Below are 25,838 nucleotides of genomic sequence, written 5' to 3'. Positions count from 1 at the left end.
GCGTTGACCCTGCTGATCGCGAACGGTTCCAAGCTGGACCAGGCCGCCGTCGACCTGCCCGGCATCCTCGCCGACGTGGGTAAGTTCACCCAGAACGGCGCGTACGCCAACGCGTACATCTGCAGCCTCGACGTCTCCCTGTACGGTGTCCTCTTCCCGCGCGGTCTGTTCAATCAGATCGGCGGCAATTCCCACTCGGCGGTGTGCCGGCCATGACGAAAATCAAGTCTCTCTTCAACAAGAACCGCAATCTGTGGCTCGGCGTGGTCGGCGTCGCGGTGATCGTGGTCCTGCTGCTGGGCGCCACCGCCTACAACTCGATCGGCATCGGCAAGCAGACCGTGAAGGCCGAGTTCGTACAGACCGCCGGTATCAAGACCGGTGACAAGGTGAGTGTCTCCGGGGTGCCGGTGGGCACCGTCTCGGGCGCGGAGCTCGAGGGCGACCACGTGCTGATCAGCATGAACGTCGACGGCGATGTGAAGCTCGGCCCGGATGCCAAGGCGTCCATCAAGATGGCCACGCTGCTGGGCGCGCGCTACATCGACCTGGACCCGGGTGACGGTTCCGGCCTGAAGGGCGATCGGATCCCCAAGTCCAACACCGTCGTTCCCTACAACCTGGCCGATGTGGTGCAGGAGGGCACGCCGAAGTTCGAGGAGCTCGACACCAAGAAGCTCGCGGATTCGCTGAACCTGATCAACCAGCAGATGGGCGGCAATGCCGATCTGACCGTGCAGGCGTTGAACTCGGTGGGTGCGCTCGCCAAGACCATCAACGATCGCAAGGATTCGGTGGACCAGCTGCTCAAGGATCTCGACCGGGTCACCAAGATCCTGGGCGACAACCGCAACAGCGTGCTGCTGGTGATCACCCAGGGCGAGGCCATCGCGAATCGGGTGATGGAACGCCAGAACCTGCTGAAGAGCCTGCTGGACAACATCTCCACGCTGAGTCGTCAGTTGCAGCAGATCGGTCAGGAGAACAACGACCAGTTCGGCCCGACCCTGGATCAGCTCAACACCATGGCCGCCGGCCTGCAGAAGAACAAGGACAACCTGGACCGATTCCTGTCGATCCTGCCGCCGTCGGTGCGGCAGTTCAACAATGTCTTCGGCAACGGCAACTACGGCGAGGTGGGCCTGCCGTGGCTGTTCCCGGACAACTGGCTGTGCTTCGCGCAGGTGAACGAGGGGTGCCATCAGTGAAAGCGATCGAACGAATCACGAAGCGCGCCATGATCCGTCGCATCGCACAGGCCGCCCTGATCGGCGTCGCGGCGGCGACCGTGGGCAGTTGCTCGCTGGTGCCGCTGGACGTGAAGGACGCCGCGGGACAGACCCAGCACTTCACCGCCGACTTCCAGAACATCGCCGGTATGTACGTGGGCAACCCGATCACGGTGCTCGGCCTGGAGGTCGGCAAGGTCGACAAGATCGTGCCGCACGGTGAGTACATCGAGGTCCACATGACCGTGGACAAGAGCGTCAAGATCCCGAAGAACGCGATGGCGGCGCTGATTTCGCCGTCCATCGTGACCGACCGCCACATCGAACTCACGCCGCGCTACACCGGCGGTGACACACTGCCGAACAATGCGCACCTGACCCTGCAGCAGACCAAGACCCCGGTCGAGCTGGACACGATGATCAAGACCATCGACACCTTCGCGGCCGCGCTGAAACCGCAACCGGGACAGGACGGGGTGGGTCCGCTGGCGGGCCGGGTGCTGTATCCGATGATGAACGGCAACGGCGAGAAGATGCACGATGTGCTGACCTCCCTGTCGGGTGCTCTGAAGACGGGCGTCGACAACAAGGACGCCGTCGCCAGCATCATCATCAAGCTGAACGAGCTGACCTCCATGCTGTCCGACAACGACCAGTCGGTCCGCGACTTCAGCAATAAGATCACCCAGATGATGGGGCTGCTCGCCGACCAGGCCCCCGGCCTGCAGGCCACCCTGGATCAGCTGAATGCCTTCCTGTCCAACACCTCCGGGGCCTTCGCGAAGTACCAGGACCAGCTCAACGGCACCCTCACCGGTCTCACCAACGTCACCACCCAGCTGCGCCAGAACGCGGCCGGCGTGACCGAGATCGTCGACGTGGCGCCGCTGCTCATGCAGAACCTCGACAAGTCGGTGAACCGCAACGGCAACTTCATCCGCCTGCACGCCGTCCTCGGCACCGCGCTCTCCGGCGAGATCATCAGCCAGTTCTGCGAGAAGATCCAGATGAAGTCGGACGGCTGCCGCACCGGCAAGATCGAGGACTTCGGCCCCGATTTCGGTCTGACCGCAGCCATGTTGGGACTGACGAAATGATCAACCGCATGCGCACTCGTACTCTCGCGGCCGCGGTGCTGGCGAGCGCCGTCACCGTGACCGCGTCGGGTTGCGGTATCACCGTGGAGAACCTGCCGCTGCCCAAGCCCGGCGTGGGCGGTGACACCTACACCGTGCACGCGGTCTTCGACAATGCGCTGAACCTGCCCGATCAGGCGAAGGTCAAGATCGGCGGCTCGGATGTCGGCGTGGTCACCAAGATCACGACCAAGGACTTCAAGGCCGATGTGGATCTGCAGATCCGCAAGGACATCACGCTGCCCGCCAACAGCACCGCCGAACTGCGCCAGGCCACTCCGCTCGGCGACGTCTTCGTAGCGGTGTCCAAGCCCGCGTCCGACGCCAGTACCACGATGCTGAAAAACGGTGACACGCTGACCAATACGTCGGCCGGCGCCACCGTCGAAGAGCTGCTGCTGTCCATCTCCATGCTGTTCAACGGCGGTGGCATCGCCAGCCTGTCCAAGCTCACCTCGGAACTCGATTCCATAGTGGGCGGGCGCGGCGGGCAGCTGGCCGATGTCATCACCCAGATGACCAGCGTGACAACGTCGCTCAACAACAACAGCAAGCGTGTCGACAATGTGCTGGCCGGCTTCGACGCCCTGGCCGACACCCTCGAGGCGCATCACAAGGATCTGGGCGAGGTCGCCAACAGCCTGCCCGGCATGATCGGCGCCATCGCCGAGAACAACCAGGCCATCGGCACGCTGCTCACCAAGATCTCCACCACCAGTGCGGCACTGGGCGATTACGCCAACACCACCTCCGACCAGCTGGCCGGCCTGCTCGACAATGCGAACCAGTTGATGACCGCGCTGGCGCGCACCAACAACACCCTGGGCCCGGCGCTGGACGCCTTGCACGACATCCGGCCCGCCGCGGACGCCTCCTTCAAGGGCAATGCGCTCGCGGTCTCCGCCACCGCCACCATGCTCGACATCGGTCTGCTCACCGACCCGGCCAACAGCAAGTTCCCGGATCTGCGTGACCTCAACGACTTCGGGGGCAGCCTCATTCAGGTGCTGCAGATCATTTACAGCCGCGTCAACGGGGGCCAGAAGTGAACTGGGTGAAACGGCACAAAACCCTGGTCTCGAACTCCGCACTGGTGCTGGTTCTGCTGATCGGCGCGACCTACCTGGCGGTGAGCGTCATGCGGGTGAATCCGCTGCGCCAAACCTACCGGGTCACAGTCGATCTGGATGTCTCCGGCGGCCTGCAGGCCGGCAACGACGTGACGCTGCGCGGCTACCGCGTCGGCGAAGTGCAGTCCATCAAGATCGTCAACGACGGTGGCGCCATCGCGGCCGCCGTCGACATCGACACCAAATACAAGATCCCGCAGGACACCATCGTGTCGGTGGGCGCCCTGTCCGGCGCGGGCGAGCAGTACCTGGACTTCCGGCCCAATACCGACCAGGGCCCGTACCTCGGCAACGGCGCGGTCGTGCAATTCGATCCGGCCAAGGTGAAGACGCCGACCCCGGTGTGGTCGGTGCTGGACAATTCCTCCGCGCTCATCGCGCAGATCGATCCGAACAAGTTCAGCACCATCCTGACCGAACTGGACACCGCCCTCTCCGGTGGCCCGGACCAGCTGCGTTCCCTCATCGACGCGATCAGCATCGCGACCAACGGCCTGGACAATCTGCTCCCCCAGACCACCAACCTGATCCGCAATCTGCAGACCATCGCGGGTACCACCTCGATGGCCCAGCCGGATCTGGGTACGCTGACTCGTAATTCGGGTGTGCTGTTCAAACAGTTCAACGATGCGAATGCCGAGCTGCAGAAGATCCTGGAGCAGGCACCGGGGCAGTTGCAGACCCTCGGAGCGGTGCTCGACAAGAACGCCGACCCGATCACCAGCCTCGCCACCAACTTCGCGGCCATCACCAAGGCCGCCCAGCTGCGAGTTCCGGCGCTGCAAGCGCTGTTCCCCGCACTGGTGGTGGGCACCTCGGCCATGGGCGTCCCCGCCCACGACAACGAGTTCTACACCATTGTCGACATCTGGCCGCGGCCGTTCTGCGACTACGACACCAAGATGGTGCGGCCCGACGTGGCCACCGATGCCACCTTCCCGCGGTGGGCCGGCAACTGCGTCAATCCCCCGGCGGATCAACAGATCCGGGGCTCCGCCAACGCGCCTCGCCCGGACGTGCCCAATAATGGCGCGAACGCTCCCGCGGGAGCGGACCCGAACGCGCGGACCCTTCCGCCGATCAAGTGAATCCCGCCAACTGAATACGGACTTCTGACTGAAACCGAATCGGCGCGTCCGCAGCGCGCCGGGAAAGTGTGGGGATTGAGCCGATGTCGGACGATGCCGCCCAGGAAAAGAAAATTGAAGACGAAGCCGTCGTAGCGGGGGGCACCACCGACGCTGAGCAGCCGGAGGAAAAGGGCTCAGAGGAAACGGGCGCAGAGGCAACCGTTTCCGAGCCGGAAACCACCGACGAGAAGCCGACCGAGGAGCTGAGCACCGCGCCCGTCGCTGCCGCTGCGGAAACTCCGAAGCTGGACAAGCCGGTGAAAGAGCCCAAGCCGCCAAAGGAACCGAAACCCACTCCGGAAGCCAAGTCCGTCGGCAGTTTCTTCACGACGCCCGTCATCGCCGCCTTCGCGGCCGGCGTGGTCGTGGTCGCCGTGGCGGCCGGGGGCGTGGGTTTATGGATGCACAGCAGCAACTTGCAGAAGCAGCTCGATTACCGCGATGCGGCCACCGCCGCGACCTGCAACTTCGGCAAGGCCCTCGGCACGTACGACGCCAACAGCCTGGACACCTACGTGAAGAACGTGAACGATCTGTCCACCGGCGACTGGGCGCAGACCTGGTCCGTCATGGGCGGCATCGTCAAGGACAACATGAAGGACACCAAGGTGCAGGCCCGCGTGGACGAGATCCACTGTGCCTGGGAGTCCGGCGATGACAGCAAGGCCAAGGTGCTGATGATGCTCACGCAGTCGCGCACCAGCGCCCTGGCGCCGACCCCCGATTCCATCACCATCCCCGGTGTCGTCGATATCCAGAAGATCGATGGCAAGTGGAAGGTGTCCAGCTTCGATTCGCCGGCCATGAAGGGTCTCAAGAACTCCGTGGTCCCCGGCAACGATCCCGGCGCCGCGGCGCCGAGCGACCAGCCGGCGCCGTCCGGCGCTCCCGCCCCCTCGGGCGCCCCGGCTCCCGGCCAGGCTCCGAAGCCGGGTAACTAGCCACCGCGATACGCAACCAGCTACCGCGAAACGAATGCCGCCGCCGGTGAATACACCGGCGGCGGCGTTGCATCGTGAGGGCGTCGGGCCCTAGAAGAGCGTCAGCGTGTCCGACACAGCCGCTTTCGCGGCCACGGCCTTGCGGCGCGGCGTCTGGGGTGCGGAATGTGTCGTGGCCGGAACCTTGTCGCCGGCGTGCTCGGCGGGCGGGACCATCGGGATCGGTTCGGTGCTCGGCTCCACCGGGATCGGCTCGGTAATGGGATCGAACGGCTCGGGTTCCTCGGCGCCGGAGTCGGTCGCGACCCCGGTGGCGGCGACCTGCCGGGCGGCCTGCCCGGCCAGCGTGTCGGCCTGTTCGTTGAAGTAGTTGCCGACGTGCCCCCGCACCCAGCGGAAGCGCACCGGCCCGGGCCGGCCGGCGATGGCGCGGTCGATCTGCTGGATCAGCTCGACATTCTTCACCGCGCCGCCCGAGGAGGTCTTCCAGCCATTGGTGCGCCAGCCGTTGATCCACTCGGAGGCGCATTTGATCGCGTAGAGGGAGTCGCTCTCGATGAGCATCGGTTCGGCCCCGGGATGAGCCCGGACGGCCTCCAATAGCGCGCGTAGCTCGGCGATCTGATTGGTGCCCGACGGCGCGCCACCGCTGGCGGACCCGCCGCCATGATTGACCCACGCCCAGCCGATGGCGCCACCCGGGTTACGCAGGCACGATCCGTCGGTGCTCACGATGATCATGGGACTACCCTACGCAATCCGGCCGACAAGATCCGTTCCGTGGAATTCCTCTATCTCCCTGCGTAATTGAGATTCCGTCCGTCGCACCATGGATTGTACGGCGGCAGCGAGCATTCGGGAGAGCAAGCGGCCCGTGAGCCCCTGCGGAGCCCAGTACTCGGTTTCCGAGGTGAGAACGGCTCGACCATACCCGAGCGGATCGAACCGCAGGTTCAGCACAGCAAGCGGGGAGCCGGCAGGCGCCGGCTTCCCCGTCCGGCGCCTGCGGAGTGTGTACTCGATGACCGCGTTGCGACGGTATTCGGTGATCTCACACTCGACCGTGGGATGCCAGAGCCCGACCCGGAGGGTGGTCGCGAAGACCGCCCCGGATCCGTGATCGAGGTCCCCGACCGGTTCGAAGTCGGCAACCCCGAAGGCCCAGTCCGGCACGAACTGATGGTTGTCCGTGTAGGTGAACGCGACTTCGACCGGTGCTCCGACGTCACTCGCGTACTTGAAATGGCCCATAGGCTGCTCCCTGTCCCACGGCTGCCCATAAAAGTACTACAGCAATCCTATTTATTATTGCCTATACGAGAATTAGGTCATTGGTCCAATTTGGTCGGCGATGTACTCGGCAATGGGCAATGCGGAGGTCGCCGCAGGTGACGGCGCATTCAGAAGGTGAACCGAACGCGCCGTCCGCTCGATCAGAAAATCATGAACCAGCGTCCCGTCCGGCAGCACGGCTTGCGCGCGGATGCCGGCCTCCCGTGGCAACAGATCGGCAGCCGTGAGCTCCGGGCAGTAGCGCCGGCACTCCGCGAGATAACCGCGCTTGAACATCGAATTGCGCATCTCCCGCAGGCCCGTCCGGACATTCGCCAGCGCCACCCGGTGAAAACCCGGATAGCCCAGGATCTCCCGTGCGTCCCGCAGGTTCACGCTGCCCTTGCGGTACCCCTCCCGGGCCAGCCCGAGCACGGCGTTCGGTCCCACCGTCAGCTCCCCGTCGATGGTCGGGCTCAGATGCACGCCCAGGAACGGCAATTCGGGATCCGGAATGGGATAGATGAGTGTTTTCACCAGTTCGCTGCGGTGCGCCGGCAAGCGGTAGTACTCGCCCCGGAACGGCACGATGCGCAATCCGATGTCCAGCCCGGCCAGCCGGGCCAGCCGATCGGCCTGCAGCCCCGCGCACACCACCAGCCGCGCCGCCTCCCAGCGACCGGCCGGCCCGGAAACCGTGACCGCGGCATCGGTTTCGCCGATGGCGGTGATCTCCGCGCCGAGCACGATCTCGCCCCCGGCGTCCCGTACCTCCTGCGCCAGCGCGGCGGTCACCCGCAGGTAGTCGATGATTCCGGTACCCGGCACGAACAGCGCCCCGGTCCCGGTGACCCGCGGCTCGCGCCGCCGCAGTTCCGCCGCGTCGAGCAGTTCCACCTCGACCCCATTGGCGACCGACCGCTCGTGGAGCGCCAGCATGCGCGCGTGCTCCGCGGCATCGGTGGCCACCAGCAGTTTTCCGCACACCCGGAACGGAATGTCGTGTGCGGCAGCGAATTCCTTGGTCAGCGCCGCGCCGCGCACGCACAACCGCGCCTTCAGGCTGCCGGGCGCGTAATAGATGCCCGAATGGATGACCCCGCTGTTGTGCCCGGTCTGGTGCACGCCCAGCGTGCTCGCCTTCTCCACCAGCACCAGTCGCGCACCCGGATGCCGTCGCAGAATTCGGTGCGCGGTCGCCACCCCGACGATGCCGCCGCCGATCACGCAGTAGTCGTACACACCGGAAGTCTCACACAGTGGTGGTGGCGACGTAGTGGCCCAGTCCCGGATCGGTCAGGGTCACCGTGACCACGCCGCGGGTGTTCACATCGGTCTGGAATCGGGTGACCGCGGCCGGGTCGCCGGTGATGCCGAGTTGCTCGCCCAGCGGTGTGTGCAGCAGCAGGTCGGTGAGCGTGGCGAAGACATTGGTATCGACGGTGACGCTGACCGAGTCGTGCTGCACCGGAACGACTTGTGCGCCGACGAAGGTATTGCCGAGATGTACTTGCGCGCCCACCCGCGGTTGGGTGCCGGTCGCCGAGTACGCCGTGCCCGCGACGCCGTGCTCCGTAATGAGCTGCGGGGTAGCGGTTTCGGCGATGCGGGCCGGGAAAACGGCGTTCTGGATGAAACTTTCGGCAATGGGCCCGGCCTGCACCGGCCGCGGTGCGGCACCGTCCGTGCCGAGGTCGATCGGCGGCTGGTTGGCGGCGGGCTCCGCGATGAGTTTGCCGGGCCGCAGCGCCATTTCATTGGCGATATACGATCCGGCGGCGACGGTGAGGCCGATGCTGGCCATCCCGGCGGTGACGATTGCGCCGTAGCGGAACACCTGGGCCGTGCGGCGGGTCGAGCCGTCGGCCTGTGTCGCCGAAATCTGCGACATGATGGTGCGTTCCTTTCCCTCTCCCCTGGTCCCCCTGCGCCTTTCGGCGCATCGACCCGCACCATTGAAAGTCGTACGCCCGTCCAGGTTACGGTGGCGCGCGGTAACACCCGACGCCCCTGTGACCAGGATCACGGTTCCGGGAGACCCTACACGACGAGGTTTCCCCTGTCGAAAGGGTGGGTAAATACCCGAGTAGCGACGAGCGTCATCTCGACTGCCATCGAAAACCTCCGGCCAACGGCGTCCGGTCGGCACCAGGCACGGCGCACCCACGCTGGCGCTCGTCGCGCCCTCAGTGGGAATTGGGATTCTTGCGGTGGGAATTGGGATTCTTGGCCGGAGGCCGGGATCGACGGCGGGTCAGGCGAACTGGCCCGCCGTTCGGCCGCCTCCGGGCGGACCGGCGAAAGCCTGTGCGATGCCGAGCCATTCGAGCGCCGCCGCGCCCTGTACCCGCAGTGCGAGATCATCGAGATGCCGCCGCTGCGTGACCAGCAGGCAGAAATCCAAGGCGGGGCCGGAAATTCGCTGCGCCGCGTCCTCGGGCCCCCAGCCCCACCCGCTGCCATCGGGCGCGGTCAGTTCGACGCGGAATTCCTCGGCCGGCGGTGTCAGGCCGTGGGTCAGGTACGCGAAGTTGCGGGTCCGTACCCCGATGTGCGCGATATGCCGCAGCCGCGCGGTCGGGGTGCGCGTGACACCCAGCGCATCGGCCACATCCTGTCCGTGCGCCCAGGTCTCCATGAGCCGCGCGGTCGCCATCGAAGCCGTGCTCATCGGCGGGCCGAACCACGGCAGTTTGGTCCCGGCCGGCACGCCGCGCAATGCTTCGACGAGTTCCACGCGGTCGCGCCGCCAATCGGCGAGCAGCTGATCGGCCGGCGTCTTCGACTCTTCCTCGGCGGCTTCGTCGACGAAGGTCAGGGCCCGCGGTAGTGCGGCCTGCACCAGCGCATCGAAGGCGTCGGCATCCGTCGCCGCCACTGCCGCAACCCGATCGGTCCAGGTGAGATGCCCGATCTGATGGGCGATGGTCCATCCCGCGGCGGGCGTGCCGCGTTGCCAGTCGGCCGGTTCCAGATCCGCGATCAGGCGGTCCAGGTCATCGCATTCGGCAGTGAAATCGGCGAGCAGCGCCTCGAGATCGGCCACCCGGCCAGCATCGCAGTCGCCCCGGAGAAATGCAAGCACGCGTGCTTGTATTTCGAAAGGCTCGGCCTACCAGCCGAAAAGGATCAGGTGCACGATCCCCACACCCAGACCGAGCGCGGCGCCGTGCAGATACAGCAGCCATGCATCCTGCTCCACGGACGCATAGAACATCTCCATGAACTCGCCCGGCGTCAGCTGCTTGAGCTTCCGCGCGGCGAACTCCTCGATCTTCTTCGCCTGTGTCGCGGCGAATTCCTCGTCCGCGACCAGCGTCGGCGCGAGCCCGGCCGCCGCGTCCGCCGCCCCGATGGTCAGATTGTCGAACTGCCGCCTGCCGAAGGCCGCCCGGATGACCGTGTGGGTGACGCCGAGCTGCCGATGGATCTCCTGCGCGATGAGCCGTTCCAGCAGCTGCCGGGTCTTGTCCCCGTTCGGGCCCTCGAGCAGTTCCCTGGACAGGTTGGGCAGCGTCAGCACCTGGTAGGCGAGGATGGTGGCGAGATCGGCCGCGGCCTCGGGCTGCCGCTTGGCCAGCAGCGCCTGTTTCCACAGGTACTTGTAGCGCGGCTGCGGATCGCCGGGCTCGAACACCACCTTCACCGCGATGACGTTCACGATCACGCCGATGGCCGCGGTCGCACTGAGGATCATCAGCCAGCCCGGCAGCCAGCCGACCACCGGAATGTCCTTGTGCACGTTCATATACAGCGCCAGCAGCACACCGAACGGCGCGCCCAGCAGCCCGATCTTGACCATGAATTTCAGCTCGGGCGCCGCGATGGTGGTGGTCAGGTCCTTCAGGATCTCCGGATGCTCCCGCAGATAGCGGATGACGAAGTCCTTGATGTCGATGAGCTGGTCGACATTGTCGCCGAGCTGCTCGAACGCGCGCCGGGCCAGCGTCGGCAGTTCCCGTTCCACGCGCTGGTAGAGCACATTCCGCGCGGCATTGGGCACCGCGCGCCAGATATCCGGGTTCTCGCGGTACATGATCTCGTTGACCATGGACGGCACCTGCTTGCGCCCGACCTCCGCGATGTAGTCGGCGATGCCTTCCAGATCCAGTTCGTGGATGAAGTCCCGGGGACTGCCGATGCGCATGAGCGCCTTGTCCACACAGATGCTGGCCATCTTCTCGGCGCGCGCGGGAATGAAGCCCTGGAAGCCGAGCTGTCTGCCGTCGCCGGAGAAGGTGGGCAGCACTTGGACGCGGCGCGGGAAATACGGATAGAGAATATCGAGGCCGGGGATGCGGAAACCGCGAAAACGCACCGGCCAGAACAACATCAGTACGCCGGTCCAGTTGGTGAGCCAGCCCGCGATGGCGCTGAAGATCGGGAAGCTGATCAGATCCATGACGAGTTTCGTCTGGCCGGTCAACTGCTCCCAGTCGAGGAACAGACCCGATGCCAGCGTCGTCATGGCTGTGTCCCCCTACGGCCGAGCGTGTAATGAGAAATCGGACACCCAACCCTACAGTTCAGGTGGCGTACCGCACCGGCAAGAATACTGGTCAATCGACCGGAGTCAGGTAGGAGTTCAAGCATGACAGTCGACCGCCGCGGGTTCCTCACCGGGACCGCAACGGCCGCGGGCGTCGCCGCCCTGGCGGCCGCCGCCACCGCCGCTCCCGCCCGGGCCGATCCCGCGCCCGCGGTCGGCAAGTTCCCCTTCCCCGGCTCGACCGACCTGCGCATTCTCATCACCGGCGACGCCGGCACCGGCGCCCGCCCGCAGTGGCAGGTCGCCGACGCCATGCGGGAACAGCATGCGCGCCAACCGTTCTCCTTCGCCCTCGGCCTCGGCGACAATGTCTACGAGCAGGGCCCGTGGGCCGATGACGATGCCCAGTTCAGCGCCAAGTTCGAGGAGCCCAACCACGACCTCGACTTCCCGTGGCTCATGGTGCAGGGCAATCACGACAATTCCTCGCTGCTGCCCGGCGACGGCGGCTGGCTGCTGCGCGGCGATCACGAGGTGGCCTATCACGCGCGGTCCCGCCGTTGGTTCATGCCGTCCCGCTATTACTCGGTGCGGATTCCGCAGGAGCAGCCGGTCGTCGAATTCTTCGTGCTGGACCTGAATCCCATCGCCGCCTACCTGCCGCCGCTGTTCCAGCCCTACTGGGCGCCCGACGGCCAGTTCATGACCGAACAGGCGACCTGGCTGGACGGGGCCATCGACGACTCCCCCGCGACCTGGAAGATCGCCTGCACCCACCACCCGTACCTGAACAACGGCCCGCACGGGAACGCCGGTGAATACGAGGGCCTGTCCATCGCGCCCATCAACGGCATCCATGTGAAGGACTTCTTCGAGGCGCATGTGCTGGGCCGCTGCCAGTTCCTGCTCTCCGGCCACGATCACTCGCTGCAGGTGCTGGAGCCGGACACGCCGAGCAAGGGCACCCGCCAGATCATCTCCGGCGCGGCGGCCAAGTCCGTGCACGACGAACCGGCCGCCTCCGGCAGGCACACCCCGAATACGGCGCTGTACCAGAACTACACGGACCTGGGCTTCATGATCCTGGACCTGACCCCGGCCACGGCCGACCTCGGCGTCTACACCGTCGACCTCGCGAACGGCGGCGCCACCAACGTCTTCCAGCGCCGACTGGCGTAAACCCTAGGGCTTCAGGACGATCCGGATCGGGTTGCCTTCCTTGGCTTCCAAGGCGTGCACGGCCTTGGCGGCGTCGGCCAGCGGCACGACGGCGCTGACGGAGCGGGAGAACTCGACCCGGTGCAGTCCTTGCAGTTTCACCAGCTTGGCGACGTCCTCGGGCGCCGAACCATAGTGGCCGCGCACCTGCTGCTGGAAGAAGCTGAACGCCGTACCACCGGTAATGGTGATGGGCTTGTCGGTGAGCCCGACCAGCACCAGCCGCCCGTGCGGGCCGAGGCAGACGACGGCCTGCTCACGCACCGCCGCCACGCCGGCGAAGTCGAAGGCCGCGGCGAGCCCGGTTCCGGTGGCGGCGAAGATCTTCGCCCGCAGATCCGGATCGGCCGGATCCAGCGCGAGGTCCGCGCCGAATTCGAGGGCCCGTTCCCGCGCGGCCGGCAGTGGATCGACGGCGATGATCGGCGCCGCCCCGACCAGGCGCAGCAACTGCACCCCGTGTGCGCCGAGTCCGCCGACGCCCCAGACGCCCACCGGCTCACCGGCTTTCACCTCGCCCGTGGCGGTGATGGCGCCCCACGGCGTCGATACCGCGTCCGGGATGAAGCAGGCCTGTTCGAACGGCAGGTCGTCGGGGATCGGCACCAGGGTGTCCACGCGCGCGAGCGTGTATTCGGCCCAGCCGCCGTCGTAGTCGACGCCGCGGGTGAAGGTCGCGCCATCGCGGAGTTCACCCGCCTGCAGCACCACCCGGTCGCCGACCTTCGCCTTGGTGACGCCCGGCCCGAGGGCGTGCACGGTGCCCGCCACCTCGTGCCCGAGGGTGACGACATCGCCCTTCAGGAACAGCGGGGTCAGCGTCCCGTCGATGAGGTGCACATCGGACAGGCAGACGCCCGCCGCTTCGACCTTCACCAGGACGTGGTCCGGTCCGGGCTCGGGCACCGGCACGTCGTCCAGCTCCAGGCGGCGTTCCGGTCCCAGGTGCAGTCGTGCGGCCAGCATCGTTCTCGACTCCTCGCGGTCGGTGGTTCGGGTCCTCCCCGGCGCCATGGTAGGCGGCCGCGGCGGCGATCCGACCGGTTTGCCCGCCTGCCGGGTAATCCGCGGTCTTGACCTGAACCTTCCTTCAGGTTCCAAGATGGGTGCATGAGCGAAATGACCGACACCGCAGCCCATCCGATCGCCCGTCTACTGGCCGAGCGGGGACCGGTCCCGTTCGATGCCGCCGCCGGCCGCGAACTGGCCGCTTCCCTCGCCACCGCGACCGTGGTCGGCCTCGGCGAATCCACCCGCTTCTCCCGCGAGATCGCCGCGATCCAGGAGCAGCTGTTCCGGGAATTGGTCTCCGAGCACGGCTTCCGCGTCCTCGCGCTCCAGGACAGCGCCGACGTCGCCGCCCGCCTCGACGCCTACGTGCGCGCCGGCGCCGGTACCGCCGAGGAAGCGCTGGCCACAGCCTGGCGGCCGAACCGCACCGCGCAGGTCGCGGCGGTACTCGAGTGGATCCGGGATTTCAACCGCCGCAACGAGAACGACCGGATCCGCGTCATCGCGGTCAAGCCGTTCCAGGCCACCACCGCCGACTACGACACCGTGCTGGACGCGGTGCGTGCTGTCTCGGTGGATCGGATCGCCGAGGTGGCGGCGATCTTCGACGTGATTCGCACCGCGCATGCCACCGACGAGCATGTGCAGCGCGCCCGCGGAATGTATTCGGGCGCACCGTTCGCCGAGCAGGCGCGCGCGGCGGCCGACGTGGTGAACGCCTTGCCAGTCCCCGCCGATGCCCGGGAGCGGATGGCGCTGATCGTCGGATATCACGAGAACTCCGTGGCGGGCCGGGGCAGCTTCGCCGGTGAGGCCGAGATCTGGGCGGGGTCGATCATCGACGACCATGCCCGGCACGGGCAGCGCATCGTGTATTGGGACGGCATCGCCCACGTGTCGGCGGCTCCGTTCACGCTCGGTATGGCCGCGGGCGAGGGCGCGCAGCCGACGATCGGCAGTGTGCTCCATGCCCGGTTCGGTGACGGATACGCCGCGGTGGCAATCGGTTTCGATCACGGCGATCTCGGTGTGGTGGTCGTCCCGCCCGCGGCGCCCGACTTCCTCGATCACGAGCTGAGCACGGCCGATGCGCCCGTGCACTGGGTGGATCTGCGGCCCGAGCCGGTGCGTGCGGTGACGCGGGTTCCCGCGAAGATGCGGGTGATCGCGGGTGTCTACGATCCGGCCCGGGACGAGTCCGCTTATATGACGGTCGATTCCCTGTCGGATTCCTTCGGGGTGCTGGTCCACGTCCGTTCCGCCTCGGCGGTGACTTGGCTGGCCTGATCACCTGCCGCACCGAGGAATTCGGTGAGTATCGCGGTGACCCGGGCGGACTGTTCGAGCATGGGCACATGCCCGCAGCCGTCGAGGAATTCCGCCCGATCGGGCCGTAGCCGCGCATTGAGGGTGCGGCCGGCCGGTGCGGAGAGCACCCGGTTGTCGTTACCCCAGACGGTGCAGATCGGCGGCAGCTGCGCGCGGTCGGGCCAATCGTCCAGCGCGGCAAAGGATGGCAGGTCGCGAATCATCCGCAGCAGCGCCCGCGCCGGGTAACCCGCGGACAGTGCCGTCGTATAAGGGCATTCCCGGAAGGCCCGGCGGCTGGTGAACCAGTAGCGGACGGTGCCGCGAGCCAGCCAGTACGGCGTGTGCCACCGGTCGAAGGCGCGCACCACGGCCTCGGGCACGGCGAGGTCCAGCCGGGCGGCCCGGCCGAGCCGGCCGTGCAGCACAGTCGATTCGGTGAGTGGATTCATGACGACGGCCGCCCGGATCAGCTCCGGATACCGCCGCGTCAGGTTCAGGGTGATGGCACTGCCCAGGCAATTCCCGACCAGGCTGACGCCGGTGAGCTCGTGCCGCACCAGGAACTGATGGATCAGTTCGGTGTAGCGCTCGAGCGTGTAGTCGTCCGCGGGTTTGGACGAGACGCCGTAGCCGGGCAGATCGAGTGCGAAGACGCGATATTCACCTGCCAGCGCCTGCATCTGGGGCATCCACACGAGATGTGAGGCGCCTGCGTGATGCAGCATGACCACGGGCGGGCCGCTCTCACCCCGCCGAACGTAGGCGATCCGGATTCCGTCGTACTCGAAGTCTTCCATGACTCTCCCGAGACCACGCGGCCAGTGTGACCATCTCATGGTCCGCCGGAAGCGTCGGTCCCGGAACGCTTTTCGGAATACGGCGCCGCTTCCGGGATCAGCGGCGCCCGGCTTCGGTGAGCCCGCGGTCCAGGAATCCGACCATCCAGTCGAAGCTCTCCTCGGCGTCGCCGCTCCACTGGAAGCCGTCCGACACCTGCAAGGTGGAGAAGCCGTGGAAGGTGCAGCGCAGCATCCGCAGCGCGTGCACCATATCGGCCTCGGCGATGCCGTAGCCGCGCAGCACCGCCTCCGCGGACTCGATCATTCGCGTGCTCACTTGCAGCAGTGGATCATCCGGCCCGCCGAAGGTGGCCCCGATGGTGGCCGTGTACCGGCCGGGATGCTCGACCACGTAGTGCCGCCAGGCATGGGCGAAGGCGACGAGCGCGTCGCTACCGGATTTGCCGTGCATGGCGTCGCGGGTCTGTGCGTCGAGTTCCGTGATGGCCAGCGCGGCGATGCAGTGCTGCAGGTCGGCGAGGCTCTCGATGTGCTTGTACAGCGAGGGGGTGCGTACGCCGAGCCGGGTGGCCAGCGGCCCGAGGGCCAGATTCGCGTAGCCGACGTCGTCGGCGAGCTGGGCGCCCGCCGCGACGACGTCGGCCTTGCTGAGCCCGACCCTAGGCATGGTGTTCCTTCAGGAACGGGAGGATGAGTGCGGCGGTGCGGTCGGCGGCCTCGTCGAAGGAGTAGTGACCGGTACCCTCGACCAGGCCGAGGCTGCCCAGTCCGGCGGGCAGGGCGGCGACGATGCGCTCGCCCTCGGCCTGCGGGCTCGGGAAGTCGGGGTCCTCGGTGCCCATGATGATCAGCGCGGGCCGAGTCACGTTGGGCAGCTGGGCTTCCGCGTCGGCGGGGGTGGACTTGCCGGTCTTCATGAACTCGGCGAACCGGCCCGGCTCGCGCAGCTTGGCGGCCACCTCGGCGATGTACTCGTCGTAGTCGGCCGGCTTGATCGGGTAGGCCACGTTCAGGTACTTCAGCCACTGGCCGAGGCTCTTGAAGATCATGGTGCCCATCAGCGGGATCATGCCGCGGCGGTGGCGGGCGTTGGTGAACAGTGCCGCGATATCGGTCTTCTGGGTCAGGGTGAAGGGGTTGATCTCCACGATCGCGCTCACCAGTTCGGGCGCCTGTGCCGCCGCGATGGTGGCCGAGCCGCCGGCCAGCGAGTGGCCCACGATGACCGCGGGCCCGCCCAGCTGCCGGATCAGGGCGACGAGGTCGTTGGCCACGTCGGTGCGGGTGATGGCTTCCTTACCGATGACCGACGGCCAGCCCATGCTGGATTCACCGTGTCCGCGCATATCGGCGCTCACCACGCGGTAGCCGGCGGCGGCGATGAGCGGCGCCAGGTGCCGGTAGCCCTGCCGGGTGATGCCCATTCCGTGCTGCAGTACGACCAGCGGTCCCTCGCCGATCTCGTCGTAAGCGATCCGGCCACCGTCGATGTCGATGAACTGAGTCATGGTCTTTCACTCCCTGAGTGGAGAAGCTAACTGCGATAGCTATAAAGCTAATCGCTTTAGCCAAGTGAGTCAAGAACTTTCTGTTTCCGCAGTTCGGATCGCTGCCGGCCTATGTTCGCCCCCGGCGAACACGATGGTGGAACATTCGGTATACCCCGGGGGTTGACTGGGTAACGCTCAACCTTGGAAGGGGTCGAAGACGTGACTACACCTCAGAACCTGCCGGTCCTGTTCCTGACCGATCCGGTCGTGCTCCCGGGCATGGTCGTCCCGATCGAGCTGGACGAGTCCGCACAGGCCGCCATCGATGCCGCACGTGCGGGCAAGGTCAACCAGGTTCTGGTCGCGCCGCGCCTGGACGAGGGCTACGCCACCTACGGCGTGGTGGCCACCATCGAACAGGTCGGACGCATGCGCGGCGGCGCCCCCGCCGCCGTGCTGAAGGCCGAGGAACGTGCCAAGATCGGGCACGGCGTGACCGGCCCGGGCGCGGCGCTCTGGGTCGAGGCCGAACCGGTCGAGATTCCGGCCGCCGACGGCCGCACCAAAGAGCTTGCGGCCGAATACAAGAAGCTCGTCATCTCCGTGCTGCAGCGCCGCGAGGCGTGGCAGGTGATCGACGCGGTCAACCAGATGACCGATCCCTCCGCGCTGGCGGACGCGGCCGGCTGGGCCTCGTACCTGAGCAATGAACAGAAGCGGGAGATCCTGGACAACCCGGATACCGTTGCCCGCCTGCGCAAGCTGATCGAGTGGACCACCCAGCACATCGCCGAGACCGAGATCAGCGAGAAGATCAGTGAGGACGTCCGCGAGGGCGTCGAGAAGACCCAGCGCGAATTCCTGCTGCGCCAGCAGCTCAACGCGATCCGCAAGGAGCTGGGCGAGGACGAGCCGGACGGTGCGGACGACTACCGCGCCCGCGTCGAGGCCGCCGACCTGCCGGACCACATCCGCGAGGCCGCGCTGCGCGAGGTCGGGCGGCTGGAGCGGTCCAGCGATCAGAGCCCGGAATCGGGCTGGATCCGCACCTGGCTGGACACCGTGCTGGAACTGCCGTGGAGCGTGAAAACCACGGACTCCACCGATGTTTCGGCCGCGCGTGCGGTGCTGGACGCCGATCACCACGGCCTGGACGAGGTCAAGGACCGCATGGTCGAGTACCTGGCTGTCCGTTCCCGCCGGGCCGCACGCGGCCTGGAGGTGGTGGGCGGACGTGGCTCCGGCGCGGTGCTGGTGCTGGTCGGACCGCCCGGTGTGGGTAAGACCTCGCTGGGCGAGTCGGTGGCACGGGCCCTGGGCCGCAAGTTCGTTCGCGTCGCCCTGGGCGGCGTGCGCGACGAGGCGGAGATCCGCGGTCACCGGCGCACCTACGTCGGCGCGCTGCCCGGCCGCATCGTCCGCGCCATGAAGGAGTCGGGTTCGATGAATCCCGTTGTCCTGCTGGACGAGATCGACAAGGTCGGCTCCGACTTCCGCGGTGATCCCGCGGCGGCGTTGCTGGAGGTCCTGGACCCTGCGCAGAACCACACCTTCCGCGACCACTACCTGGACCTGGATCTGGACCTGTCCGATGTGCTGTTCATCGCGACCGCGAATGTCATGGACACCATCCCGGGCCCGCTGCTGGACCGCATGGAACTGATCACCGTGGACGGCTACACCGAGGCCGACAAGGTGGCCATCGCCCGCGACTTCCTGATCCCGCGGCAGTTGGAGCGCAATGCCCTGACCGCCGAGGAGGTCTCGATCACGGACGAGGCGCTGCGCGAGGTCGCCGCGAACTACACCCGGGAAGCCGGTGTGCGGCAGATGGAGCGGCTGATCGCCAAGGCGCTGCGCAAGGCGGCCACCAAGCTGTCGGAGACGGCGGATCTGGCCGAGGCCGAAACCTTGATCGCCAAGGGTGAATTCGTCCCGGAGAGTCTGGGTTACGACAAGGAACTCGGCTACGAGGCCGAATCCGGTGTCGTCGCAGCGAGTTCCGGCAAGCTGGTGATCGGGCTGGGTGACCTGAAGGAATTCCTGGGTCGTCCGCGCTTCACCCCGGACGGGGTGGAACGGACCGCGGTGCCCGGCGTGGCAACGGGTCTGGCAGTGACCGGCGCCGGCGGCGATGTCCTCTACATCGAGGCCAACGGCGCCGAAGGTGATCGTTCACTGACCCTGACCGGTCAGCTGGGCGACGTCATGAAGGAATCGGCGCAGATCGCCCTGACCTACGTCCGCTCCCACCTCGAGGAGATCGGCATCGAGCCGAAGGTGCTGGATCGCAATATCCACATCCACTTCCCGGCGGGCGCGGTCCCGAAGGACGGTCCGTCGGCGGGCGTCACCATGGTCACCGCCCTGGTGTCGCTGGCCCTGGGCCGGCAGGTCCGCGCGGATGTCGGCATGACCGGTGAGGTCACGCTGAACGGCCGGGTGCTGCCCATCGGCGGCGTGAAGCAGAAGCTGCTCGCCGCCCAGCGGGCCGGCCTGAAGACCGTGTTCATCCCGGCGCGCAACGAGCCGGATCTGGACGAGGTCCCGGCCGAGGTGCTGGCCGCCCTGGATGTCCGTCCCGTCGCCGACGTGGCCGAGATCCTGGCCTACGCCATCGAGCCGGTCGCCGAACCGGCCTACGACGGGCGGGCGCTGAGCGCCACCGCTTGAGATGGGCGAGGTAAGGGGGTTCGGGGGCTTAGCCCCCGGACCCCTTTTTGCCGTGTAAATCGGCATTTCGCGCACTACCCTCGGTAGGGATCCAACGGGGATCACATGGAGGGGCGAACATCATGCAACCCAACCAGCCGAGTCCGCAGCCGCAGCAGCTCGACCAGGTCGCGGGCGAGCGACTCTCGCACGCGGACCGGATCTTCACGTCCGATCTGTCGGTCAACGAATTCGCGCTGCTGCACGGTGCGGGCTTCGAGCCGATCGACCTGGTGATGGGCGTATCCGTCTATCACGTCGGTTTCCAGTTCACCGGTATCCGCCAGCAGCAGGAACTCCCGGTCCTCACCGAGGCCACCTACCGCGCCCGCTGGAATGCCATGTCCCGCATGCAGGCCGAGGCCGATGCCCTGCACGCGGACGGTGTGGTCGGCGTCCGCCTGGAGTGGCGGCAGCACGGCGATTCGGCGGAGCATCTGGAGTTCATCGCGGTCGGCACCGCGGTCCGCTTCGAGAAGTCCCCGGGCAGTTACCGCCGCCCGACCGGCCAGGCGTTCACCAGTCATCTCTCCGGCCAGGATCTGGTGACCCTGCTGCGCACCGGTTATGCCCCGATCGCCTTCGTGATGGGCAACTGTGTCTTCCACGTGGCGGTGCAGGGCTTCCGGCAGATGCTCAGCCAGATGGGCCGCAATATGGAGATGCCGCAGTGGACCCAGGGCAACTATCAGGCCCGGGAACTGGCCATGTCCCGCATGCAGGCGGAGGCGGAACGCGATGGCGGCCAGGGCGTTACCGGCGTGAACTTCGAGATCGCCAACTACGCCTGGGGTTTCCACACGGTGGAGTTCTATGCCTCCGGCACCGCCATCCGCCGTATCGGCGAGGGCGACCCGATCCATCCGCAGTTCACTCTCGGAATGAACTCGTGACCGATTTCGATACCGAGGCCGCCACGCGCGCCATCACGTCGGCGCTCTCGGGTCCGGGCGGCCTCGGCCTGGTCTTCACGGTGTTCGCGGGTGTGCCGGGTGTGACGCGAACCCCGGCCCGCCGCGGCATGTTCCGTTCGGAGCCGGAGCGCGTGCAGATCGGTTCGTGGCGTTACGAGGTCACCGGCGAGAATCGGATTCGTGCGGGGCATGTGGTCGGTGGCATCGTGCTGGCCGAGGAGCTGTTGCCGGCCGCCGGTATCGCGCCGCATATCGCGCGCTCGCTGGCCGAGATCGTTTCGTCCTACGGTCCGGCAGCGCTGCCGCATCTGACCGCCGCGCTGGAAGTGCTCGCGGGTTGATTTCCGTCAACTCGCAGCAAATGTTGTTGTTTCACATGAAACGAAACCTGCAGGTACCGAATCGATCTCGTAGTCTGCTTACGTGATCACCGTTGTGACCTGGAATGTCCTGCACCGCATCCATGCCGACAATTGGGCGAGCGAGATAGCGGACCGCTGGCCCGGCGAATCCGATCGGATCGCCGCGGTCACCGCCCGGGTCAAGAAGCGTCCGGAGCGGATAATCGCCCTGCAGGAGGTGAGCGGTGACCAGCTGGCAAGCCTCCGGCAATCGCTGCCGGACCGGGTTTTCCACGTCCTCGACTATCCGCGCATCCCGCGTCCCCGCCGGCTCGCCGATCCGCTCGCGGATCGCAGCGAAAGCCTGGTGCTGATCGCCGACGCCGGTGCCCGGCTGCTCACCGCCGAGCCGTTCGCCACGGATCCCGGCAAGGGCCTACTGGCGGTGGAGGCGGACGGCATCACGGTCATCGCCACCCACGTGACGGGCGATATGCGCCGGGGCCCGCAGCTGGCCCGGCTGGCCGAGGTCGCCGCCGCGGGCCCGTCGATTCTGCTCGGCGACTTCAATGTCGATCGGGCGGTCCTCGCCGATGCGCTGGGCCCGGAATTCATCGTCTCGGCCCACCCGTACGGTTCGGTGCCGACTCGCCCTCGGACGGCGGGCGCCAAGTCCCAGTTCATCGATCATGTTGTCGCGCACGGGGTGCCCGTGCGCGACCTTCAGGTCGAGGATGTGGCCGGCGAATCCGACCACAACCTCGTGACCGCACTCGTGGGCTAGAACTCTCCCGCCACGCCGAGCACCGTACGCCCGGAATGGTTTCCGTCCAGTATGGAACGCAGCACCGCCTCGGCCTCGGTGATCGGCGCGTAGTTCTCCAGCAGCGAGAGATGCTGCGGCTTCAGGTCTTTCGCGAGCCGCGCCCACAGTTCCCGCCGCGGCGCGATCGGGAACTGCACCGAGTCCACGCCGAGCAGCGACACCCCGCGCAGGATGAAGGGCAGCACCGTGGTGGGCAGGTCCGGCCCGCCGGTGAGGCCGCTGACCGCCACCGCGCCACCGTATTTCACGGTGCTGAGGATGTGCGCGAGGGATTTGCCGCCGACGCTGTCGACCACTCCCGCCCACTGCGCCTTGCCGAGCGGCCGCACCTTCTCCTCGCCGGGCAGCCGCCCGATGACCGAGTTCGCGCCCAGCGCCGACAGCAGTTCACCGGCGCCCAGCTTGCCGGTCGAGGCGACGACCTCGAATCCCAAGCCCGCCAGGATATCCACCGCCACACTGCCCACCCCGCCGGTCGCGCCGGTGACCAGCACCGGACCGTCCGCGGGCGTGAGCCCGTGGTCCAGCAGCGCCTGCACGCTCATGGCCGCGGTGAATCCGGCGGTGCCCAGCGTCGCGGCCTCGCGCGGGGTGAGCCCGTCCAGCCGCACCACCCATTTCGCGGGGACGCGCGCGTATTCGGCGTAGCCGCCGTGCTGCGCCACGCCGATGTCGTAGCCGTGCGCGACCACCAGATCGCCGGGGGCGAATTCCGGATCGGTGGAGGCGGTCACCTCACCGGCGAGGTCGATGCCGGGGATGATCGGGTAGTTGCGCACCACCCCGCCGCCGGGTGTGATGGCGAGTCCGTCCTTGTAGTTGGCGCTCGAGTAGTGCACCTTGATCGTCACCTCGCCGGGAGCGAGGAAATCATCGGTGATCCGCTCGTGCACGAGTGTGATACCGCTATCGGTTTCGTGTGCCACCATCGCCTGGAACTCCATGGACCGAGCATAGGGCTCCCGATGCTGGTCAGGGCGGTCTTGCCGCTGGAATCGGTGGCATTACCTTTCGGGTAATGGCTTTCGTTCATCGGGCGCGGCAATCTTGTTCTCGCAAGCGAGAATCGAAGGAGCGCAGCAGATATGCCGACCTACCAGAGCCCGTCCGACGGAACCACCCTCGCCTACCAGGATTACGGCACCGGTACGCCGATCGTCTTCGTGGCGGGCTGGTCCCTCTACAGCGATATGTGGGAATACCAGCTGCACTACTTCCTGGAGCAGGGCTACCGCTGCATCCTCCCGGATCGCCGCGGCCACGGCCGCTCGGATATCCCGTCCGGCGGTTACGACATCGATACCCGCGCCGACGATCTGGCCGCTCTCATCGAACTGCTGGATCTGCGTGATGTCACGCTGGTCGCGCATTCGACCGGCGGCGGCGAGGTGGTCCGCTACCTGAACCGCCACGGCTCCGACCGGATCACCCGCACCGCGCTGCTGGCGCCCGCGATTCCGTTCATGTTGCAGACCGAGGACAACCCGGTCGGCGTCCCGCCGGCCCTGGCCGAGGAGTCGCTGCGCCAGCTGCGCACCGACCGGGCCAAGTGGTTCGCCGATCGCGCACAGGGTTACTTCGCCACGCATCTGCGGCCGGGCACCTCGCAGGCCATGATCGACGAGGAGATGAAGCGCTGCCTGTCGACCGCGCCGTATGTCGCGCTGACCGTCCAGCGCGAAGCCCTCATGACCGACTACCGCGCCGACGTTGCCGCCCTGACGATTCCGACCCTGATCCTGCACGGCCTGGTCGATCAGTCCATCCCGATCGAACTCAGCAGCCACCAAGCCGTGAAGCTGGCGCCGCACGCCGTGCTGAAGGAGTACTGGGACGCCGGGCACGGCCTCTACCTGACCCATCAGGACGAGGTGAACAGCGAGATCCACACGTTCATCAAGGGTTGATGTTCATCGCGGGATACACCGTGCACGGGGCCGGTCCGAGATTCTCGGACCGGCCCCGAAACGCGTCGGTCGAATTGTGCTGTCGTCAGGCGAATTTCGGCGCCCGCTTGCCGATGAACGCGGCAATGCCCTCCGCGCCGTCCGCGGACTCGGCGCCCTGGGTGATGAAGGCCGCCTCGGTGGCCAGCTGCTCCTCCAGCGTGTGCTGGCCGGAGACCAGCAGCAGCTTCTTCACGTGGGCGTTGGATTCCTTGGGCCCCTGCGCGAACTGCTGCGCCAATTCCTCGACGGCGTCGGCGAGTTCGACATCCCGCACCACCTGGTGCAACAGTCCCCACTCCAATGCCTCTGCCGCACTGAGGGTCCGGTTGGTGAGCATGAGTTCCTGGGTCTTGCGCAGGCCGATGATCCGCGGCAGGTAGTACGACGCGCCGCCGTCCGGGCTGAGCCCGATCTTGGTGTACGCCATGGTGAACTTGGCCGATTCGGCCGCTACTACCAGGTCGCCCGCTACCGCGAGGCTGAACCCCGCACCCGCCGCGACCCCGTTCACACCCACGATGAGCAGCGCATCCATCCGGGCCAGCGCGGATACCGCGTGGTGCAGGGTGGCGGCGAGCTTCTCGATGAACTGACCCGTATTGCCGCTCTCGGACATGGCTCGCACATCGCCGCCCGCCGAGAAGAAGCGCCCGGCTCCGGTCAGCACCACGACCTTGATGGCCGGATCGTCCGAACAGTACGTCGCGGCTCGCGCGAGTTCGTCCGCCAGCGCCTGATCGATCCCATTGGCGGCATCCGGCCGATTCAGGGTGATGCGCGCGATCGGACCATCGTGCTCGAACAGGATGTTCTGGTAGTTGCTCATGAATGGGCGCCTTCCGTCCGGGTTCCTGCTCACAGCATGGCGTATTCCACCCTCACCCCGAGCAGCCGGATGGGCCGATCGAGTTCGAAACGGTGCAGGATCTCGAGCGCAGACTGCACGATCTCGTCCACATCGGTGCTCGGCGCCGGTAGTTTGTGCTGTTTTGTACGGGTGAAAAAGGTTTTTGTCCGCACGGTCACGCCGACGCGCCCGATACTGTGGCCGCTCGCGATGGTCTCCTCGGCCACCTGAGCCGCCAGGCGGGTGATCGCGGCATCGAATTCCTCGCGGGTGGTGAGGTCGGCCGGGAAGGTCTCGGAGCGGCTGTGCCCCACGGGTTCTCGCGGCTCGGCGATATCGGTGTCGCCCAGCCCGTGCCCGAGTACCCACAGGTAAGGGCCGGTATTCGGTCCGAATTCCGTCGCGAGTTCGTGCCGGTCGGCGGCGGCCAAGTCGGCGACGGTCTCGATCCCCAGGCCGCTCAGCCGTTTCGCGATGCGAGCGCCGATCCCCCAGAGCGCGCTGGTGGGCCGGTGCGCCATGAGCTCGGTCCAGTTCTCCCCGGTCAGCCGGAAGATCCCGGTCCCGGTCTCGTCCGCGTCCACCGCGGCCGGTGCGTTGTCCCCGGTTTTCCCGACGGCCTTGGCGAATCCGGTGGCCAGTTTGGCGCGAGTCTTGTTGTCCCCGATACCGACCGCGCAGGTCAGGCCCAGGTCCGCAATGGCGGCGCGGATCTCTCGCGCGAGTTCCTCGGGATCATCGGTATCGGCGGCGAGGAAGGCCTCGTCGAAGCCCAGCACCTCGACCCGCCCCGGAAAGGTGCGCAGCAACGCCATGATCTCCTCGGAGGCCTCGGCGTAGGTGGCCGGATCCTGCGCCAGGAACACGCCCTCCGGGCAGATGCGGGCCGCGGTGCGCAGCGGCATGCCCGCACGCACGCCGAAGGCCCGCGCCGGATAGGACGCGCAGGACACCACCTTGCGGGGTTCGGCGGGATCCCCGTTCCCGCCCACGATGACGGGCTGTCCGCGCAGTTCCGGATGCCGCCGGAATTCGACCGCGGCCTGGAATTGGTCGAGGTCGATGTGCAACAGCCATCGCGCCACCCCTCCG

At 67.1% G+C, this 25,838-nt stretch carries 25 protein-coding genes and 1 pseudogene; 13 read left to right on the top strand and 13 right to left on the bottom strand.

The window, feature by feature from the left end:
• The 6 genes and pseudogenes from ACIP5Y_RS46820 to ACIP5Y_RS46795 form a co-directional block, all read left to right on the top strand.
• Positions 1-216: pseudogene (locus ACIP5Y_RS46820) on the top strand (mammalian cell entry protein); the annotation flags it as partial.
• A complete protein-coding gene (locus tag ACIP5Y_RS46815; protein ID WP_400360276.1) occupies positions 213-1,208 on the top strand; it encodes an MCE family protein in 996 nt (331 codons plus the stop codon). The pseudogene ACIP5Y_RS46820 and the gene ACIP5Y_RS46815, both read left to right, overlap by 4 nt.
• On the top strand, positions 1,205-2,326 hold the full coding sequence (locus ACIP5Y_RS46810; RefSeq protein WP_400360275.1) for an MCE family protein: 1,122 nt from the start codon (positions 1,205-1,207) through the stop codon (positions 2,324-2,326). The genes ACIP5Y_RS46815 and ACIP5Y_RS46810 overlap by 4 nt, the downstream gene beginning before the upstream one ends.
• A gap of 8 nt (positions 2,327-2,334) precedes the next feature.
• The gene (locus tag ACIP5Y_RS46805) at positions 2,335-3,414 is read left to right on the top strand and encodes an MCE family protein (protein WP_400360274.1); all 1,080 of its coding nucleotides are present in this window, start codon (positions 2,335-2,337) and stop codon (positions 3,412-3,414) included.
• A gap of 5 nt (positions 3,415-3,419) precedes the next feature.
• Entirely contained in the window at positions 3,420-4,583 is a 1,164-nt protein-coding gene (locus ACIP5Y_RS46800; RefSeq protein ID WP_400360273.1) for an MlaD family protein, read from the top strand.
• Positions 4,584-4,666: 83 nt separating this feature from the next.
• Entirely contained in the window at positions 4,667-5,566 is a 900-nt protein-coding gene (locus tag ACIP5Y_RS46795) for a hypothetical protein (RefSeq protein ID WP_400360272.1), read from the top strand.
• Between the two features lie 90 nt (positions 5,567-5,656).
• Here the strand turns inward: ACIP5Y_RS46795 and ACIP5Y_RS46790 are convergent, their stop codons facing one another.
• The 6 genes from ACIP5Y_RS46790 to ACIP5Y_RS46765 all read right to left on the bottom strand — a co-directional run bounded on the left by ACIP5Y_RS46790 (position 5,657) and on the right by ACIP5Y_RS46765 (position 11,306).
• Positions 5,657-6,307, bottom strand: coding sequence for a ribonuclease H (locus tag ACIP5Y_RS46790; protein WP_400360271.1), 651 nt, complete (start codon positions 6,305-6,307; stop codon positions 5,657-5,659).
• Positions 6,308-6,316: 9 nt separating this feature from the next.
• Positions 6,317-6,817, bottom strand: a complete 501-nt coding sequence (locus tag ACIP5Y_RS46785) for an SRPBCC family protein (RefSeq protein WP_400360270.1) — start codon at positions 6,815-6,817, stop codon at positions 6,317-6,319.
• Between the two features lie 72 nt (positions 6,818-6,889).
• Positions 6,890-8,080, bottom strand: coding sequence for an L-2-hydroxyglutarate oxidase (gene lhgO, locus ACIP5Y_RS46780; protein WP_400360269.1), 1,191 nt, complete (start codon positions 8,078-8,080; stop codon positions 6,890-6,892).
• A gap of 10 nt (positions 8,081-8,090) precedes the next feature.
• Positions 8,091-8,729 (bottom strand): hypothetical protein, encoded by a 639-nt coding sequence (locus tag ACIP5Y_RS46775; RefSeq protein WP_400360268.1) that lies wholly within the window; start codon positions 8,727-8,729, stop codon positions 8,091-8,093.
• A 363-nt stretch (positions 8,730-9,092) separates the two neighbouring features.
• Positions 9,093-9,884 carry a TIGR03084 family metal-binding protein gene (locus ACIP5Y_RS46770; protein ID WP_400360267.1) on the bottom strand — a complete coding sequence of 264 codons (792 nt, stop codon included), beginning with the start codon at positions 9,882-9,884 and terminating at the stop codon, positions 9,093-9,095.
• Between the two features lie 66 nt (positions 9,885-9,950).
• Positions 9,951-11,306, bottom strand: coding sequence for a hypothetical protein (locus ACIP5Y_RS46765; RefSeq protein WP_400360266.1), 1,356 nt, complete (start codon positions 11,304-11,306; stop codon positions 9,951-9,953).
• Between the two features lie 123 nt (positions 11,307-11,429).
• On the opposite strand from ACIP5Y_RS46765, the gene ACIP5Y_RS46760 reads away from it, so the two are divergent.
• The gene (locus ACIP5Y_RS46760; protein ID WP_400360265.1) at positions 11,430-12,506 is read left to right on the top strand and encodes a metallophosphoesterase; all 1,077 of its coding nucleotides are present in this window, start codon (positions 11,430-11,432) and stop codon (positions 12,504-12,506) included.
• Between the two features lie 3 nt (positions 12,507-12,509).
• Here the strand turns inward: ACIP5Y_RS46760 and ACIP5Y_RS46755 are convergent, their stop codons facing one another.
• The gene (locus tag ACIP5Y_RS46755; RefSeq protein ID WP_400360264.1) at positions 12,510-13,511 is read right to left on the bottom strand and encodes a zinc-binding dehydrogenase; all 1,002 of its coding nucleotides are present in this window, start codon (positions 13,509-13,511) and stop codon (positions 12,510-12,512) included.
• A gap of 144 nt (positions 13,512-13,655) precedes the next feature.
• Here ACIP5Y_RS46755 and ACIP5Y_RS46750 point away from each other — a divergent pair, with 144 nt between their 5' ends.
• The gene (locus ACIP5Y_RS46750; RefSeq protein WP_400360263.1) at positions 13,656-14,843 is read left to right on the top strand and encodes an erythromycin esterase family protein; all 1,188 of its coding nucleotides are present in this window, start codon (positions 13,656-13,658) and stop codon (positions 14,841-14,843) included.
• Here the strand turns inward: ACIP5Y_RS46750 and ACIP5Y_RS46745 are convergent.
• The 3 genes from ACIP5Y_RS46745 to ACIP5Y_RS46735 form a co-directional block, all read right to left on the bottom strand.
• The gene (locus ACIP5Y_RS46745) at positions 14,759-15,664 is read right to left on the bottom strand and encodes an alpha/beta fold hydrolase (protein ID WP_400360262.1); all 906 of its coding nucleotides are present in this window, start codon (positions 15,662-15,664) and stop codon (positions 14,759-14,761) included. The genes ACIP5Y_RS46750 and ACIP5Y_RS46745 overlap by 85 nt on opposite strands.
• A 97-nt stretch (positions 15,665-15,761) precedes the next feature.
• The gene (locus ACIP5Y_RS46740) at positions 15,762-16,334 is read right to left on the bottom strand and encodes a TetR/AcrR family transcriptional regulator (protein WP_400360261.1); all 573 of its coding nucleotides are present in this window, start codon (positions 16,332-16,334) and stop codon (positions 15,762-15,764) included.
• Positions 16,327-17,175: an alpha/beta fold hydrolase gene (locus tag ACIP5Y_RS46735; protein ID WP_400360260.1), complete on the bottom strand. Its 849-nt coding sequence runs from the start codon at positions 17,173-17,175 to the stop codon at positions 16,327-16,329. The genes ACIP5Y_RS46740 and ACIP5Y_RS46735 overlap by 8 nt, the downstream gene beginning before the upstream one ends.
• A gap of 201 nt (positions 17,176-17,376) precedes the next feature.
• On the opposite strand from ACIP5Y_RS46735, the gene lon reads away from it, so the two are divergent.
• The 4 genes from lon to ACIP5Y_RS46715 all read left to right on the top strand — a co-directional run bounded on the left by lon (position 17,377) and on the right by ACIP5Y_RS46715 (position 21,908).
• Positions 17,377-19,830, top strand: coding sequence for an endopeptidase La (lon, locus tag ACIP5Y_RS46730; RefSeq protein WP_400360259.1), 2,454 nt, complete (start codon positions 17,377-17,379; stop codon positions 19,828-19,830).
• A 122-nt stretch (positions 19,831-19,952) separates the two neighbouring features.
• A complete protein-coding gene (locus ACIP5Y_RS46725) occupies positions 19,953-20,762 on the top strand; it encodes a heavy metal-binding domain-containing protein (protein WP_400360258.1) in 810 nt (269 codons plus the stop codon).
• Positions 20,759-21,124 carry a DUF5073 family protein gene (locus ACIP5Y_RS46720; protein ID WP_400360257.1) on the top strand — a complete coding sequence of 122 codons (366 nt, stop codon included), beginning with the start codon at positions 20,759-20,761 and terminating at the stop codon, positions 21,122-21,124. The genes ACIP5Y_RS46725 and ACIP5Y_RS46720 overlap by 4 nt, the downstream gene beginning before the upstream one ends.
• A gap of 82 nt (positions 21,125-21,206) precedes the next feature.
• On the top strand, positions 21,207-21,908 hold the full coding sequence (locus ACIP5Y_RS46715; RefSeq protein ID WP_400360256.1) for an endonuclease/exonuclease/phosphatase family protein: 702 nt from the start codon (positions 21,207-21,209) through the stop codon (positions 21,906-21,908).
• On the opposite strand, the gene ACIP5Y_RS46710 is transcribed toward ACIP5Y_RS46715, so the two are convergent.
• Positions 21,905-22,894 carry an oxidoreductase gene (locus ACIP5Y_RS46710; RefSeq protein WP_400360255.1) on the bottom strand — a complete coding sequence of 330 codons (990 nt, stop codon included), beginning with the start codon at positions 22,892-22,894 and terminating at the stop codon, positions 21,905-21,907. The genes ACIP5Y_RS46715 and ACIP5Y_RS46710 overlap by 4 nt on opposite strands.
• Positions 22,895-23,035: 141 nt before the next feature.
• On the opposite strand from ACIP5Y_RS46710, the gene ACIP5Y_RS46705 reads away from it, so the two are divergent.
• Positions 23,036-23,857, top strand: coding sequence for an alpha/beta fold hydrolase (locus ACIP5Y_RS46705; protein ID WP_400360254.1), 822 nt, complete (start codon positions 23,036-23,038; stop codon positions 23,855-23,857).
• Positions 23,858-23,942: 85 nt separating this feature from the next.
• On the opposite strand, the gene ACIP5Y_RS46700 is transcribed toward ACIP5Y_RS46705, so the two are convergent.
• Positions 23,943-24,725, bottom strand: a complete 783-nt coding sequence (locus ACIP5Y_RS46700) for an enoyl-CoA hydratase/isomerase family protein (RefSeq protein WP_400360253.1) — start codon at positions 24,723-24,725, stop codon at positions 23,943-23,945.
• Between the two features lie 29 nt (positions 24,726-24,754).
• On the bottom strand, positions 24,755-25,831 hold the full coding sequence (locus ACIP5Y_RS46695; RefSeq protein WP_400360305.1) for a DNA polymerase IV: 1,077 nt from the start codon (positions 25,829-25,831) through the stop codon (positions 24,755-24,757).
• Positions 25,832-25,838 lie beyond the last annotated feature (7 nt).

Source organism: Nocardia sp. NPDC088792 (assembly GCF_044750615.1).
Lineage (GTDB): Bacteria > Actinomycetota > Actinomycetes > Mycobacteriales > Mycobacteriaceae > Nocardia.
Note: the sequence above shows the minus strand (reverse complement) of the source record. Positions and strands in the feature narration are given on the sequence as shown.